Source organism: Pseudomonas sp. ADAK2 TE3594 (assembly GCF_053628675.1).
Map to the genome: position 1 here is coordinate 3,152,596 of NZ_JBRJGV010000001.1, position 17,201 is coordinate 3,169,796.

The following is a 17,201-nucleotide window of genomic DNA, read 5'->3' on the forward strand; positions in this document are numbered from 1 at the left end:
TCAGGCGCCGCTGAAGTCGAGGAAGGCTTTGTTCGAGGGCCGCAAAAATGGCAGATAGGCCGGCGGCGGCATCTTGCCCACCAGCCGTGGCGTGAGGCCCTTGGGCCCCAGCTCACGAGCCAGCATCGCGATAAACAGGGTGATTTCCAGCGCCGCGACATGTCGCCCAAGGCACGCGTGCGGACCGCCGCCGAACTGGCAGGTTTCCACCTGGTTCAGCGCACGGTCCAGGCCCAGCCAGCGTTCCGGCCGCCAGCTGTCGGGATCGGGGTAGCGTTCGGGGTTGCGTGAAACATGCAGCAGGCTGACCCCGGCCATCACCCCGGCCGGGATGGTGTGGCCCATCAATTCGAACGCAGTGTGCACCTTGCGCATTTCAAACGGTGCCGGTGGATAGAGGCGCATGGTTTCGCGGAATATCCCTTCGGCCAGCGGCACCTGTTTGACCAGTTCCTCGTGGGTAACGGGCATGCTGTCCAGGCCCGCGACCTGCTCGCACAACTGCTGCCAGACGTGCGGATGCTGCGACAGCATCAGCGCCGACCAGGCCATCACAGCGGCGGTGGTTTCCGAGCCGGCAAAGCCCAGGCCGAGGATGTTGTGCACCAGTTCGACTTCGGACATGCCGTTGCCGTGGTCATCGCGGCCAAAGATCATCGCCCCGACCAGACTGTCGTGGTCATTGTTGGCCCGTGTGGTGGCGACAATCTGCGCCACCCGCTGCTCCAGCCAGCCCCGCGCCTTGCGGCAGCGCCAGGCCGGGAAACCGGGCAGGTTGACCTTCAACGGAATCATGCCCAGGAAAAACTCTTCGTACTGGTGACGCCACACTTCCAACTCGTGGGTTTCAATGCCCAGAATGCGAAATACCACTTCGAGGGCGATGTCCTTGGTCTGCGGAAAAATCGCCAGTTTGTTCTCGCGGCTCCAGTGCTTGAGCCGTTGATCGATGGTTTCCACGATGAACTGGCCGACCTGGGCGCGGGTCAGCCCCTTGGGGGTAAACGCATCGGTACTGGCGCGCCGCGCATTGCGGTGGCGCGGGCCATCGAACGCGTTCATGGCCTCGCCGGTAATCACCGGCATCTGTTCGCGCAGGAACGAATTGTCGGTGTATTTGTTCTGCAGGATCGCCAGGCCGGCCTCGTCGAGGATTTGGAGTACCGGCAACTGGGTGCCGAAGTAGGTCCAGAAGATCGGCCCGCACGTGGCCTCGGCCTGACGCAATTCACCGAGCGCATCCTTGCCGATCTTGTGCACATGACCGAGCAAGGGAATTTTGCCAGGCATGACCGGAAAACCGTCTTTCATTTTCACGTTGGCGGCAATCGGATGGGCGGCCTTGTACGCGTGTTGACCGGCGACTGCGTCACTTTGCGTGGGTGTGTCGGTGTCTTGTATCTGGCTCATAACGTTCCCTGTTCATTGCTTGAGGTGGTGAGCAGTCGTTCAAATTGTGCGGCGTCCAGCTCGCCGCAACTGATGCGCCGATACAGTTCGCTGGAGAACAACGCGGGTGGCGTTCTGCCGGATTTCGGCGACGCCAGTGGATGCTCAAACTCATAACCGGGCAGCGCCATTCGATTGCCGCCGCTCGGGTACAGCGCCGGGATATCCAGCCCGGCACCGCGACTCCAGGCTTCGCCCCTTTGCATCAGTGACCCCGACGCGGTCCCAGGCTCGCCCTCTTCAATGCCATCAACCGGTGATAGCCAACAGCCGCTATCTGGTGTGCCCGCCAACAGCAATTGCAAGCGTGCCCGCAGTTGCTGTTTGTCGCCGACCACCAACGCGGCGCGGTGGGCCAGACGGTGTTCACGCAGGGCTAAACTGTAGGCCAGATCTGACAGATCGAAAGTCGAATTCGCATCGATTAAGGTCTGGAGTTTTTTCAGATAGGCCAAGAGGCTGCCCCGGCTGGCTGCGGCGACAATCAACAGTTGCTCACCGCCTGTGTTTCTGAACGTTGCCCGACTCTCCTGATACTCCTCGACCACCAGACTGGCGTAAGTTCCGCCAGCCCCAAAAGAATTGATCAGGCAACGGCGCGGCTGACCGTTGCCATCAGCCGTCCAGGGTGAAGCGTGTTGTTGCAAATAAAAGGCGCTGCCCTCCAGGCGAATATGCGGGTTCAGCGGTTCGGCATTGATCGAAGGCACCAACTGCTGATGTTGCAGTTGCAGCAACACTTTGGTCAGTTGGGAAATTCCCGAAGCCGCCTCAAGGTGACCGATATTGGACTTCACCGTGCCCAGCGCACAGCTGCCGGGCGACAGTTCACCGAAGACCTTTTTCAACGCGGCCACTTCAATCGAGTCGCCGAGTTCCGAGCCGTTGGCCGCCGCTTCAACGTAGTTGATCTGCGCGGGTTGCAGGCCTGCGCGCTTGATGGTCTCGGCGATCAGTCGGGTTTGCTGGCGGGTGTTGGGCGCCGAGTACATCAGTTTGCCGCCGCCATGATTAACACTGGAGCTCTTGATCACCCCGTAGATCCGGTCGCCATCGGCCACTGCCGCCGCCAATGGTTTGAGCAGCACGGCGCCGGCGCCTTCACCCGGCAGCATACCGTCGCTCTGGCCGAAGCCGCGGCTCAGGTCCGAACTGCCGAGGAAACTGGCCAGTTTGAGGGTCTGGTATCGGGACGGATCGAGGATCAGATTGACGCCGCCAGCCATCGCCATCGCACAGTCGCCGGCCAAAATGCTCTGGCAGGCCAAGTGGATCGCCGACATCGAACTGGCGCACGCCGTGTTGACCGCCAGGCTCGGTCCCTTGAGATCGAAGCAGTGAGAAATCCGGTTGGGGATCTGCCAGTCGGTGACATTGGCCGTGATCGCCGCATGCGCAGGATCGCTCTCGCGCAGCGGCGACGGGTTGTACATCGAACCGATAAACACCCCGACCGCCGCCGTATCGCCCTGCTGGAACCGGGCCAGCGCATCACGGTTGTAACCGGCGCTCTCGAAGGTCAGCCAGGCCACTTCGAGCATCTGCCGCAGCTCTGGCGAAACGTGCTGCACCTCGGCGTCTCCGATGCCGAACAGGCCATGATCAAAGGCCTCGACCTGTTCGAGGAAGCCACCGTAGTAGCGCTCATCGCCGTTCGAGGCCATTGACCAGCGTTGACCATCGGCCTCGCTGACGCAGTTGCGACCGTTGCGCAGGTTGTCCCAGAAGGCGTCCAGATCAGCCGCCATCGGGTAGCGGCCATTGACCCCAATAATCGCGATGTCGCGGTTCGCTGCCTGCGCCTCAACGCTGGCTGACGGTTGCGGCGCGGGCCTGACCGGGGCGTGACGACTGACCGCGAGCGGCGCAACCGACTGCACTGCCACCGACCGCTCAACCTGCTGCACGGGTGCAAAATAGCTGGTCAGCGCAGGCCGATATTCAGCCAGCAGGTAATTCGTCAGCTGATTGATGGTGTTGTGTTCGAACAGAATGGTGCGCGACAGCTCGCCGGTGCTTTTCTCCAGCGCCTGAATCAGGCTGATCTGCAAGATGGAATCGATGCCGTAGCGATCGAACGCAGTGTCGCGCTGCAAACGCTCAGGTGCCATGTTCAACAGCTTCGACAGCACCTCGGTGATCAGTTGCCGGCATTGCCCCGCCAGCACTTCTTCATTGATCGCTGCTTTCACAACAGGACGTGGAGCCTGCGGTTCGACGACCACCGCGACAGCAGCAGCCCGCGCCGGCAGGCACACCACACCATCGCTGGCGGCAACGACTATCTGCTGGCCCAACGAATGGCTGGCCGAGGCCGGGAAGGCAATGCTGTCAAAGCCCTGCGCCTGCAACAGTTGCCGCCAGCGCTCGGGATATAGGCCGGGGCATCCGGGAATGCGCAGCGGCGTGTCGTTATGCAACCACCAGCCTTCGAGCAGGCCGAAGGTCAGGTGGGTGAACATCGAACGGTCGCTGATTTCATTGAGCAACAGCAGGCCGCCCTGGCGCAGCGCGGTCTTGGCGTTTTGCAGCGTGCGCCGCAGGTCCGGCGTTGCGTGCAGCACGTTGGTGGCGATCACCAAGTCATAGTGTTGCAGGCTGATGCCTTGCTCGGCGCAGGGTTGGCCGACATCGAAAATCGCCGTGCGCAGGTAAGGAGCCTGGGGCGCGAAATGCGTTTCGGCATGGCGCAGGAACGCCTGGGACACGTCGGTGTAGCAGTATTCACCGATCCCTTGTTGCCACGGGCGCAGCGTGTCGATCAGCCCGGCGGTGGTGCCGCCCGTGCCGGCGCCGATTTCCAGAATCCGCAACGGCCTGCCGCTCTGCGCCTGACGGCGAGCGACATCGGCCACCACCTCGCCGAGCACGGCGTTGAAGTAGTCGCAGACCCGGTTGTTTTTGTAGATGCCCTCCACCAACGCCATCGAACCGTCGGGGAACATCACCCCGGTAGCCGGCTGCTCGCCGCGCAGGATCGCCGGCAGCGCACGGGCGCAGGTTTGCAACAATTGCAACTGAGCGTGCAGATCGGCGTCGCGGCGCCACTGCTCGCTGGCCTGTTGCCATTGCGACCAGAGCGTTGCCGGCTCAGGCAGGGCCGACAACAACTGGCCGTGTGCGTCGATATCAGCATTCTCAGTCAACAAGCGCAGGCTTTCACGCAGCCAGCGACGGTAGAACGGATGGGCTTGCAGATTGGCCGCCACGGCCGGCTCGGCGGCGATCCGTTGCTCGGTCAGCGGCCCGCCAGCGGCCAGTTCGCCGAGGCAGGCGAAGGTCTGCGCCAGCAACAGCCGATTCATCTCGTTGGCCGCCGGGTGATGTTGCGGCGCCGCAGCGCAGCGTTGCGCGACGTGCGCCCAGTCATCGGACGCAAGTGATGCTTGCGCCGGATAGCAATCGAGCTGCCAGCCGCTGTCGATGCCGGCGATGGCCATCGGCTCCAGCAACTTGATCAGCCCCAACTGCGGCAAGGGACTGACCAGCAACCGGTCCAGCGCCGCCATGCCCTCTTGCGGTTCAATCGAGCCCAGGCCCTGCGCGGCCATCCGCGCCCGATAACCCGCATCGGCAACCACGCCCACCGAGCCCCAATAGCCCCAGTTGATGACCTTGACCGGGCATGGGCCGTGCTGATCGAGCTGCGCGGCAAAGACATCGGCGAAGGCGCAGCCAGCGGCGTAGTTGCCCTGGCCAGCGGCTCGGCTGAAGGCAATCATGGAGGAGAAAAATAGCACGAAGTCCAGCGCCGGGTTGTCCGCCGCCGTACAGACCTGGGCCATGGCGAGACTGGTCAGGCGCTTGGCGTCGAACGCGGCGCTGAACTGCGCCTCGTCCATCTGCGCAAGCCGCGCATCATTCAGAACCAGCGCCGAATGCACCCAGCCATTGATCGGCCCGCAGGTCTCGAGCACTTGCTGCCTGGCCCATGTCAGTTGCCCGGCATCGGTAGCGTCGGCCTGGAGATACACCGGCGCCGCCGCATTGTGTTGGCGGGCAAACTGCGCCAACGTCGCGAGTTTTTGATTGATCTGATCGTCAGCAACGCGGCGGCCCAGCCAGACCACTTGCGCACGCCAATGGCTGATCAGATGGCGAGTCCACACTTCGCCAATACCACCGGCGCCGCCGATCACCACGTACACGCCGCCCTCGCGGTAATGCACAGCGCCAGCGTCTGTTGGCACACCCTCGGCCAGCGGCAACAAGCGTTGGCGAAACCATTCACCCTGACGCCAGGCCAGGCATTCAGCGGGCAATGTTGGCTCGGGCATTGTCTGTGGCAGCGGTTGGCCGTCCGCTGGCAGATCGATCAGCTCAACCCGCCATTGCTCCTGTTCCTTGGCCAACGACCCGGCCAGGCCATGACAAGCCCCCTGCTCCGGCACCAACGGTTCGTCGGGACGCAGGGCGATGCTGGCAGTGAAGATCAGTTGCAGGTGCAACGCTTGTTGGGCCAAACCCAGCTGCAACAGCGCCTTGATCATGCGGAACAGCATCAGCGTGCTGTGCTCCGCTGGCGCCAGCCAGATCAGGCGTTGGAACGGTGCGCAGGCCGACAACTGGGCGGCGATCCCATCGATAGTGGATGACGGCGACGGCAGAAACTCGATCTGTGGATGTAACCCGGCCAGCCAGTCATGGCGCTCACTGGATGCGCCAATGGCCAACGTGGGCAACGCTTTCGCTGACATCGACGGGCTATCGGCGATAACCCATTGAGGCGCCAGCAGGCTCAGGCCCGCCGGCAGCAACTGATCGGTGGGACGTTCACGCCCGGTCCGAATGGGCCGCGAGCTGAACCCGCGTAACGCCACGGCAATCTGCCCGTGCTCATCGCACAGATCGATATCGATCCGTTGCACCGCGCTACCCACATTGCGCCCATCGACGCTGATCAGTGCCCACATCTGCGGCTGGCAACGCCCGAAAACGTTAAGTTGCTCAAGGGCAAAGGGCAACAGTGTCTCGCCAGTCCCATCGCGGTTTTGCAGCAGGCCAATCGAAGCCTGAACGGCGGAATCGAGCATGCCCGGATGCAGCACCCAATCACCGTCAAACAACCCCGGCGCCAGTTCAAGCCGGGCCAATACCCGGCCCTCACCCAGCCACAGACGCGAAACACCGCGATGGCCGGGACCGTAGTGGATGCCCATCGCTTCAAACAGCGGATACAGCTCGGCCGCTTCAAGGCTGCGCTGCCAGGGCGCGGCGCAGAGAGTGTCGAGATCCAGCGGTTGCACATGGCCTGCCGGGATCACCTGCGCACTGCCCTTGCAGTGCTCCAACACTACACCGTCAGCTTGCGAGTAGATCTTGAAGTCGACTTTCTGTTGTTCCAGCGTCAATTCGATATGCAGTTCGTTGTCTTGCGTAGTCGGCGTGTAAGGCGTCAGCCAGACGATGTTCTTCAATTGCAGCGAGCCGGCATCCAGTACCTGCGCATCCAGCGACCGGGCAATCGCCGCCCGGGCCATTTCCAGATAACCGACGCCGGGCATGGTGTTGCGGCTGTCGACCTGATGGTCGGCAAACCAGCTCTCGTCACCCTGCCAACGGCTGCTGAAACGCTGTTGATAAAAGTCCGAGGTATTGCGTTCGAGCATCGGGTGCAGCCACATGCCACCTTGAACAGGGCTGGCCACCTGGCCGCTGGCAAGGTCCGTGACCCAGTAGCGCTCCTCGGCAAAGGGATAACCTGGCAGGCTTAGGCGGCGCATCGGCCGAGCGTCACGGTAGAACTGACGCCAGTCGATCGTCAGGCCCTGGGCCCACAGTTCCAGCAACTTGTGGTACTTGCGTTTGTCGATCCAGGCCGCCAGCGCGGCGGCCATGTCCTCGTCCTGACGAAACAGCGCCAGTGCCGGATTATCGCCCTCACTGGTGCCGCGATAGAGCGCTTTGCCAGTCGCCGCGAAGTCGCCGAGCTGGCGTTGCAGATCGCCCAGGGAATCGCTCAACAGCGCCACCCGCTCCTGCATCACATCGCGGCCCACTTGCAGCGTATACGCCAGATCATCGAGGTAGCGCGGGTCTTGCGCAGGCGCGGTGGCGATGAAATCTGCCAGGCGACGGGCAGACTCACGCAGCCGTTCCGGGTTTTTGGCCGACAGCAGAAACGCTCGTACGCCTGAAGTCGCTTCGTTGCGAGCTTGCTGTGGCGCGCAATATTCCTCCAGCAGAATATGCGCATTCGCGCCGCCAAAACCGAACGAGCTGACACCAGCCCGACGCGGCAACTCATGGCCGTGGCGGTCCTTGAGGGCGGCCCAGGGTCGGCTTTGCTGGACCACGTAAAACGGGCTGTCGTCGAGTTCGATATAAGGGTTGAGCTGTTCGCAGTGCAGGCTCTTGAACAGGGTCTTGTGCTTGAGTTGCAGCAGGACCTTGATCACTCCGGCAATCCCGGCCGCCAGTTCCAGGTGGCCGATGTTCGACTTCACCGAACCGACGCCGCAATAGCCCTGCCCCGGCGCATCGCTGCTCAGCTCTTCGGCCAGTTCGCGGAAGGCCATTTTCAGGCCGTTGATTTCAATCGGGTCACCCAGCTCGGTACCGGTGCCATGGGCCTCGATGTAGCCGACGCTACGCGGATCGACCCCGGCCTTGCGCCAGGCCGACTTCAGCAGCTCGGCCTGGGCCCGTGGGTTGGGTGCCGTCAGCGAGTTGGCCTTGCCGCCGTGGTTTTCCGCGGTGCTGCGGATCAGCGCATAGATGTGGTCGCCATCGGCCTCGGCCTGGGCGCGTTTTTTCAGCACGATCATCCCGATGCCTTCACCACGGGCATAGCCGTTGGCCTGGGCCGAGAAGGTCTTGCTGCGCCCGTCCAGCGCCAGCATGCCGGCTTTGCTGAAGCTGATCTGCGCCTCGGGCGCGATCAATGTGTTGACGCCGCCGACCACCGCCATCCGGCAATCACCGCTGCGCATCGCCTGGACCGCGCGGTGGATCGCCACCAGCGACGACGAGCAGGCGGTTTCCACCGGTTCGCTGGGGCCGTGGAAATCCAGCAGGAAACTCATGCGGTTGGGGCCGACCGAGGGCACCATCGCCGTGGCGCTATAGCCTTCGACCGGTACGCCGGCCTTGGCGATCAGGCTGCTGTAGCCGGTCACCCCGGTGCCGACGAAAATTCCGGTGTCGCTGCCCGCCAGATCAGCGGTGGCGTAGCCGGCGTCTTCGATGGCCAGCCACACGTACGTCATCAGCAGGCGCTGCTGCGGGTCCATCAATTGTGCTTCGCGTGGCGAGATGGCGAAGAACAGCGGATCAAAGTGATCGACGCCGTGAATAAAGCCGCCCCACTTGACGTTGGTCTTGTCGACCTCGCGGTGCGGATCGCCGTAGTAGTGGCGCCAGTCCCAGCGGTTGGCGGGAATCTCGCTGATGCAGTCGCGTCCGTCGTTGAGATTATGGAAAAACTGCTCGACGTCATCAGCCATCGGGAAACGTCCACTGACGCCGATCACCGCGATGTCATCATCGGCTTCGGTGGCAGGCGGTTTAGTCAGGGCAACGCTGGCGGTTGGCAGCGGGCGCAAGGCTGCTGCCTGCGGCTGTGTTTGCCGGGGTTGCACTACCGGCGGCATTGTTTGCGGCGCGAGTCTGGCGGCCAGTGCGCTGCGGTGCTCGCGTTCCAGGTACGCGGCGAAACGGCCGACCGTGGCGTGTTCGAAAAAAATCGTCGGCGCCAGATTGAGTCGCCATTGCTGTTTCAGTGTGTTGGCCAGCGTGGTCAGGCTGATCGAGTCGAAGCCGTACTGACTGAACTCCACATCGAGCCGGATTTCGCCAGCGGGGATTTTCATCTGCGTGGACACTAGCTCGATCAATGCCCGGTGCAGCGCTTCGGTCAGTGGTGCGTCACTGTTGGGGGCAACCTGCGAGGCAGGTTGCGGCATTGAGACATGGGTTGCACCGCTGACCAACGCGGTAATCGGCTCACGCCAACCGTGCATCACCAGCACCTGCGGCAGCGCCAACGCAACGCACTGGCGCAGGGCGTGAATCCCGGCGTTGCTCGGCATGGCGACCATGCCGGTGCTGTGCGCCATCTGCTGCGCGGTCGCTTCATCGACCTGCATGCCGCCCTCTTTCCACAGCGGCCAGTTGATCGCCAGGCTCTGACCACGGCGCAGACCTTGGGCGGTCAATTGGTTGCGATACACGGCGTAGCGGTCGACAAAAGCGTTGGCTGCCGCGTAGTCAGCCTGACCGGCATTGCCGACGACGCCGGTGCCGGAGGAAAAACAGATCCAGAAATCCAGCGCCAATCCGGCGGTGGCCAGGTCCAGGTTGCGGGTGCCGGCCACCTTGGCCGCCATCACCTGTTTCAGTTCGTCATCCTGTTTGTTGATCAGCAGGCTGTCGCGGATCACCCCGGCGCTGTGCAACACGCCGTTGAGGCCATGATGCCCGGCGACAATCCCGTTGATCAGGCGCTGCACCGCCTCGGCGTCGCTGACATCCAGCTGGCGGTATTCGATCTGGTTGCGGCCCGGGTCAATTCCGGCCAGCAGGTGCGGGGCCAGCGCTGAACGGCCAGTGAGAATCAAGGTGGCATCGCTGACACTGGCGGCGATGGCCTGGGCGAACAGCCGGCCGAGGCCGCCGAGGCCACCGGTAATCAGGTACACACCACGGTCCTTCCACGGAGCGTCAATCGCCAGATCGACCGCCGGGCAAGGACGCCAGTATTGCACTTGGCGACGACCCGCCTGGTAGCGAATCCCGACATCGCCGGCAGCGGCGTTGTCCGCTAGCCGTTGCACCAGTGATTGCTGTTCGTCCAGCTCGATCACCTGGCCGGTCACGTCCGGCACTTCCAGCTGCAAACTGCGCAGCATCGCCGCGAGGCCGCCGGTCATCCGGTCGTTATTCGGGTTATGCACGGCGAGCTGCAGCAACCGCCGTCCGCCGCCCGCACCGAGCAGCAACCGGATTTGCTGCAACAGCGCGAGTGCCGTCTGCTGATAATCAACGGCGCAATCCTGCTCGGGAACGTCCAGCACCGTGCAGCAGCCAGCGGCCAGTTGTTGCACCTCGGCGGTGATCGTTGAATCAAAGCCACTCAGCAGGATCAGCCGCTGGCTGAAGTTCGGCGCTTGAGCCAATGGCGGCACCTCGTCAATCCACTGTGGCTGGAACAGCAGGGTTTCCATCAGCGGCTGGTCGCTGGTTGCCGGTTCGGTCGGGTTTCCCAGCACGCGCGAAGTGAAACCCTGCATCAACACACAAAGCTTGCCCTGCTGATCGAACAGCTCGATGTTCAAGCGCTGCAAACCGCTGTCGGCCTGCTGATCGTCGCGGCGTTCGGCGTAGCTCACCCGGGCCCACATCGATTCGCTGCAACGATCCAGAATCTGCAAGCTTTCAAGGGCAAACGGCAGTGTCGGGCGCGTCAACGGCGGCAGGTGCTGCCGCTCGTCTTCACTCAGCACCACCTCGGCACCGAGACTCAGGGCGATGGCCGCCTGTAGCGCCGAATCCATCAGCGACGGGTGCAGCACATAGTCCTCCAGGCTGTCGCGCTGGCAGGCGGGCAGCAACAGTTGCGCCAACACCTCGCCCCGCCCGAGGTCCACCGCTTGCAGGCCCTGATAGGCCGGGCCGTGCTCGAACGTCATCGCCTGATAGGCGTCGTAACACTGCTTGGCGCTTAACTGGCCGCCGGTCATCCGTGCCTTGAGCGCCGCCAGATCCACCTGTTGCGGCGCCGATGTTTCAGCAAATCCGGCCAGCCCCTGACTGTGAAGCAGCGGTTCACCCTTGGCTTGCCCGGTCAACAAATCAAGCTCGCGGCTGGAGATCTCGAAGCGGATCTGCTCATCGTCTTCCAGTGTCAGCTCGATATCGACCTGCCGAGGCTGGGCGCCAATGATCAATGGCCGCAGCCACACCACCTGACTGAACGATGGCTGCCGCCCCGCCGTGGCCATCACCACCGCCGCCCGGGCCATTTCCAGATGCGCGACACCGGGAAAAATCCGTTGCCCGCCGACCACATGCTGCTTGAGGAAAAACGCCTCGCCATCAAACACGCTGCTGAAGCTCTGACGCTGTAGATCGGAGGTGTTTCGCGCCAGGAACGGATGCAGATTGCGTTCTGTAATGCCTGGGCCGACCTGAGCTTCGCCTCCCGCCGCGCCACGGTGCGCGGGCGCTATCCAGAAGTTCTGCCGGGCAAACGGATAGACCGGCGCGTGCACACGGCGGGCATCGCCACGGTGCTGACGATTGAATTCGGCCCAGTCGAGTTTGCCGCCCATGACCCAGGCCTCGGCCAGCGGTTGCAGGCTCGTTTGATCGACAATGGCAGGCAGCTCGATGTCCGCACGTTCAGCCGTGTCGATCTGCCCGGACCAGCAATGTCGGGGCGAACGCCCGTCCAGCCAGTCATTCAATTGTTGGCGCAACTGGTCCTTGTCGGAACACAGGAAGATCAACCGATGCGCCTGCGCCAGCCGCCCTGTTTGCAGGGTGTAAGCGAGGTCCGGCAGGCGCAGTGCCGGGTCCAGCAGTGCCTGACGCACGCGGCGGGCATAGCGTTTGAGGCTGTCGGCGGTACGTGCCGACAGTGGCAGCAGGCAGGGCCGCGCCTCGTCGGTGACTGGGGCGGCGGCGACTTCGGGCGCCTCGCGGATGACCATGTGCACATTGGTGCCGCTGTGGCCAAAGGAGTTGAGCGCCGCCATTTTCGGGCCGCTGCCGAGCCATTCCCGAGGTTCGGCATGGATATGAAACGCCGAGCCCGCCAGTTCGATCCGTGGGTTGAGCAGTTCGAAATTCAACAGCCCTGGCAACTGGCGGTGCTTCATCGACAGCAGGATCTTGATCAGGCTGACCACGCCGGCCGCCGCCGAGGTGTGGCCGATGTGTGCCTTGGCGCTACCCAGCGCGCAATAACCTGTGTCGTCGGTAAACTGGCGGAAAGCCCGGGCCAGCGCGTTGACCTCGACCGGATCGCCCAGCGGTGTGCCGGTGCCGTGGGCCTCGACGTAGCTGATCTGCCGCGGATCGATGCCAAAACGCGAATACACCTCGCTGATCAGCCGTTCCTGGGCCTGGCCGCTGGGGGCGGTAATGCCGTTGCTGGCGCCGTCCTGGTTCATGCCCGAGGCACAGATCACCCCGTAGATCGGGTCGCCGTCGGCCAGCGCCTGGGACAGGCGCTTGAGGGTCAGCATGCCTACCGCCTCGGACAGCACAATGCCGTCGCTGCGCTGATCGAAGGTATGGCAGTGCCCGGTTGGCGAGAGCATGTCCATTTGCGCCAGGCTGATCAGGCCGGGCTCGCCGAGGGTGGCGAACACACCGCCGGCCAGCGCCAGGTCCGCCTCGCCATTGCGCAGGCTTTCGCAGGCCAGGTGAATGGCCGTGGCCGAGGATGAGCAACCGGTGTTCACCACCAGCGCCGGGCCTTTGAAATCGAGGAAGTAGGACAAGCGCGAAGCAATGATCGCGTCGGAGGCGCCGATAAAGGTTTCGTGGAAATAGCCGGTCGGTTCGGCGCCGACAAAGATGCCCACCGACTGGTCGCGAAAACTTTTCGGGTTGTAGCCGGCATCTTCCAGCGCCTTCCAGCTTTCTTGGAGGATCAGCCGTTGATGCGGGTTCATCGACTCGGCATCGCGGGGCGAAATATTGAAAAACAACGGATCGAAATCATCGCGCTGCTCAAGGACACCGCCCCATTTGCAATACGTCTTGCCGGGCTGACGCTCGGCCGAATAGCTGCGCTCAGCGTCCAGATAACGCTCGCCCAGTTCAACCACACCGTCGGCACCGGTGCTGAGGTTGTGCCAGAAGCGCTCGACGTTGTCGGCGGCGGGAAACTGCCCCGACATGCCGATCACGGCAATCTCGTCATGCACCTTCGGGCGAGTGGCTGACGGTGTTTCTGTTGTGGCCTGCGCGCCGGCCTTGAGTTGTTGCAGCAGCTGCCGGGCTTCGTCAGCGGTGATCTGGCGCTGTTGAAGCCGGGCGATGATGGATTGAAATGCTTGGCTGCTCATGATTGTCCTTTCCCCGCCGTGGCCTGCGCCGTGCCGTGGTTTGCCGTGGCGCTGTCGTTGATGATTTTCAGCAATTCATCGATTGCCAGTTCGCCGCACAAAAATGCCGCCTCAAGTCGCTGGTCAGATGCCGGTGGCTCAGGCACAACAGGCTGTGCTGCCCCGCCGCCCAGCCGGGCACATTGGGCCGGGTATTGGCCGAGCAGGTAGTCCACCAGGCTTTGCAGCGACGAATAGTCGAACAGCAACGCAGTGTTTAGCTCCGTGCCCAGGGCCTCGCCGATGTGGCTGACAAAACTCACGCCAAGGATCGAGTCGATGCCGTAGTCGGCAAATGGCTGATCCGCCTGAATGCGACCGGGCTCCAGTTGCAACGTCTTGGCCAGGCCGTCCAGCACCAACGCGGTCAGCACCTCGCGGCCGCTGCCGGTTGCCGCAGGCACCGTTTGCAGGGTTGGTGCGGGGCTGCCGAGTGGTTTTTCGATTTGATCCAGCACCGCCACGCGCTCCATACCATCGCTGTGCGCGACGATAATCTGCTGGCCAAGGCCATGGGCGCATTGCGCCGGGAAGGTGACGCTGTGGAAGCCGGTTTCGCCCAGCACGCTGGCCCAGCTTTGCGGATACAGAGCCGGTGTGCCGGGGATGCGCAGCTCGGGGTCTTCGTACAGCCACCAGCCCTTGAGCAGACCGAAGGTCAGGTGGGCGAACAGCGAGCGGTCGCTGATTTCATTCATCACCACCATCGCGTCACGGCGCAGCAACGCACCGGCATGCGTCAGCGTGCGGCGAATGCTGCCGGTGGCGTGCAGCACGTTGGCGGCGATCACGATGTCATAACTGCCCAGCTCCAGACCCTGGGCTTGCGGCGGTTGCTCGACATTCCATACCTGATAGGTGAGGAACGGATTGGCCTCGCCATAGGTTTTCCTGGCGTACATCAAAAACGCCTTGGAGATGTCGGTGTAGCAATACTCGGCGATCTGCCCGCGCCACGCTTGCAGCGCCGGCAACACGATGGAGCTGGTGCCGCCGGTGCCGGCACCGATTTCCAGAATGCGGATTTGCCGCTGCGGCTCGCGGATCAACAGCGCTTCGATGTGCTGTTGCACCACGCCTGCGACCACCTGATTGAAGTAGTCGGACAAGGCGTTGTGGCGATAGACGCCCTCGACCTTGTCCATCGAGCCGTTGGGGAACATGACATCGGTGGCCTGGGTTCGTCCGCCAAGTATCGCCGGCAGCTGTTGCAGGCAGGCGTCAACCAACTGCACCTGGGCCTTGCGTTGCGGCACGGCGATCAACTCCTCCCTGAGCAGGCACCAGCGTTGCTCCAGTGGCTGAGAATCCACTTGCTCCGTGACCGCGACCTGGGTGCCCCGGCGCTGCACCAGCCCCTGCTGTTGCAGCAGTTCGAGGCTGGTCGCCCACCAGCGGCCATAGTGCTCGCCGATGCCGGCCTGACGGCGCAGGACTTCGCTGTCCTGAAACTGCCCCGGTTGGGTGAACAGGCCCATGCGACGCAGTTGCACCAGCGTCATCCCGGCCATGGCCTGGTCAAACGGCAGTGGATCATGGGCCGCAAGCAACGGCGCGGCAGCGATGCGGTAGCGCTCAAAGCCATCGTCGGGCGACTGAATGCCGGTCTGGCCAAGGATGATGGGCTGCGGTTGCAGTTGCATCAACTGCTGGACCGGCGCCGAAGCGGCCATGCACAGCACCTGATCGAGCTGGCCGTGACTCAGGGCTTCGACAAAGCGGGCAAAGCATCCAAAGCCCTCGCGGTCCTCCAGGGCCCCGGCGTGGCGGCTCATTGGTTGCGCCAACGGGTCCGCCGCCTGTTGTTCGGTCAGCGATGACAGCCAGAACCCCCAATTGATCGCACCCACCGGGAACGCCGCGTGCCGACGCAGGCTGCGCACCAGCGTGTCGCCGAAGGTGATGCCGGCGGCATAGGCCCCCAACCGCGCCGCGCCGGAGAAGGCAAAGCTTTGCCCGGACGAGAAGTAGCACATGAAATCCAGCGGCTCATCAGCCAGCGCCCGGTAGAACTCGATACCGCCACGGCTTTTCACTTGCAGGATTTCGTCGAACTGCGGTTCGGGGATGCGCGTGATCGGATCTTCATGGTTGAACACCACGGCGGAGAAAATCGCCCCGTTGATCGCGCCATGACGCTGTTTGATCTGCGCCATGGCCCGTTGCAGCGATGCAGCGTCGTTGGCATCGGCTTGCAGGTAGTGCAACTGCGCCGGATCGACCGTGCGGTCAACGCATTGCAGGCAGTTCGCGAGCCGTTGTTGCACCTTGGGATCGGCGGCGCCGCTGCGTCCCAGCCAGATGACCCGGGCCTGATAATCGGCCAGCAGGTAGCGGCTGATGATCGAGCCCACCGTGCCGCTGCCGCCAAGAATCACATAGACACCGCCCCGCTTGAGCGCCGGGGTGACAAAACGGCCGTCGGCCAACGGCACCTGGGGTTGCCAGCTCAGGTTGAAAATACGCTGGCGATAACGCACGCCGTCGCGCAGGCACAGTACCTCGCCCCGCGCCAGGCCGCCCTCGCCCTGCACCTGGCGCAGTAAGCCTGGCCGGCGCCGGTGGTCGGCCAGCTCACGGCTGTCGACATCCAGGTTGCGTACCCGGAAGCGGTGCTCACCCTGGGCAATCGCGTAGGCCATGCCCGTCAGGCCGCCACCCACGGCGCTGACTGGCTCGCCGCTGATGTCGAAGTTGTCCTGGCTGATGATGTAGCTGTCGATCGCCTGGCAAGGGCTGTGCAGTTTGAGCCATTTGATCAACCGCAGCAGCAGGATTTCATTGGTTTTCGGGCTGTCGAGCTGCGCTTGCCAGTCAGTGGCCTGGGCGTTGCCGCCGAAGAAATACAGGCAATCGATGGCAGGACAAGCGCTCAGGCAGTGTTCCAGCGCTTGCGGATCGGCGACGTCCAGCGACCAGTGATCCGGCGTCAGACAGACCGTTTGCGTGCCGGGCTGCAGACGGATCACCCGGCCGGCACCCGTGGCAAAACCGGCGCTGAGCAGGTAGTGCGCGGTGATCGCCTCTGCCACTGGCCGGATCGACGCATCGCCGACAATCAGCACGCAACGGTGCTCGGCGGTCATGGGTTCGCCGCCCTGCCCGTCGGCCTGCCAGCGTGCCAGATAGCTCAGGTGGTCGCTTGAGGTGGAGGCCGCAGCCTCAGCGCTAACGGTCTCAGGCGTCGCCACAGGCTCAATACCCGGTAACCAGAACGTTTCGCGGGCAAAGGGATAGACCGGCACGCTGATCCGGTACGGCAGCGGCCCGGCCCGCAGAGCATGCGGCAGTGTCCAGTCGACGACTTCGCCGTTGACCCACAGCTCCAACAGCTTGTGCAGTTTGCCGCTCTCGGCCCAACGGCGAATCACCGGCACCCGCTCGGCATCGGCTTGGGCGCAGAGTTGTTTACGCTGGATGTCGCCGACGTAAAGGCCTGCGTCCGGCTCGGCACCACGCTCGATAAACCTGCGCAATTGCGTCGCCAGCGCGGCAGGCGAATCGACCACCAGGCCCAGCCGCGCCGCCATCATTTCCCGACCGGTTTGCAGGGTGTACGCCAGGTTCGCCAGGTCGGCGCCCGACAGCGATGGCCAGGCAACCACATAGGCCAGCAGCGCCTGCGCATAGTCGCGCAGGCGTTCGCCGTCCCGGGCCGACAGCAGAATCACTTCGGCGCCGCTGGCGGTTGGCAAC

3 protein-coding genes (1 of these 3 running past the window's edge) are annotated in these 17,201 nt (G+C 63.5%); all 3 read right to left on the minus strand.

What is annotated here, in order from left to right; all coding sequences use genetic code 11:
• Tightly spaced (each overlapping or abutting the next), the 3 genes in view from AB7M22_RS14015 to AB7M22_RS14025 form a layout consistent with a single transcriptional unit that may run on beyond the window.
• Positions 1-1,410: a cytochrome P450 gene (locus AB7M22_RS14015; RefSeq protein WP_454186750.1), complete on the minus strand. Its 1,410-nt coding sequence runs from the start codon at positions 1,408-1,410 to the stop codon at positions 1-3.
• A complete protein-coding gene (locus tag AB7M22_RS14020) occupies positions 1,407-13,466 on the minus strand; it encodes an SDR family NAD(P)-dependent oxidoreductase (protein ID WP_454186751.1) in 12,060 nt (4,019 codons plus the stop codon). Before AB7M22_RS14020 ends, AB7M22_RS14015 begins: the two co-directional genes overlap by 4 nt.
• Positions 13,463-17,201, minus strand: the 3' end of a protein-coding gene (locus tag AB7M22_RS14025; protein ID WP_454186752.1) for an SDR family NAD(P)-dependent oxidoreductase. The gene runs 11,129 nt beyond the window's last position; only the last 3,739 of its 14,868 coding nucleotides appear in the window; its start codon lies off the right edge, out of view; the stop codon is at positions 13,463-13,465. The genes AB7M22_RS14020 and AB7M22_RS14025 overlap by 4 nt, the downstream gene beginning before the upstream one ends.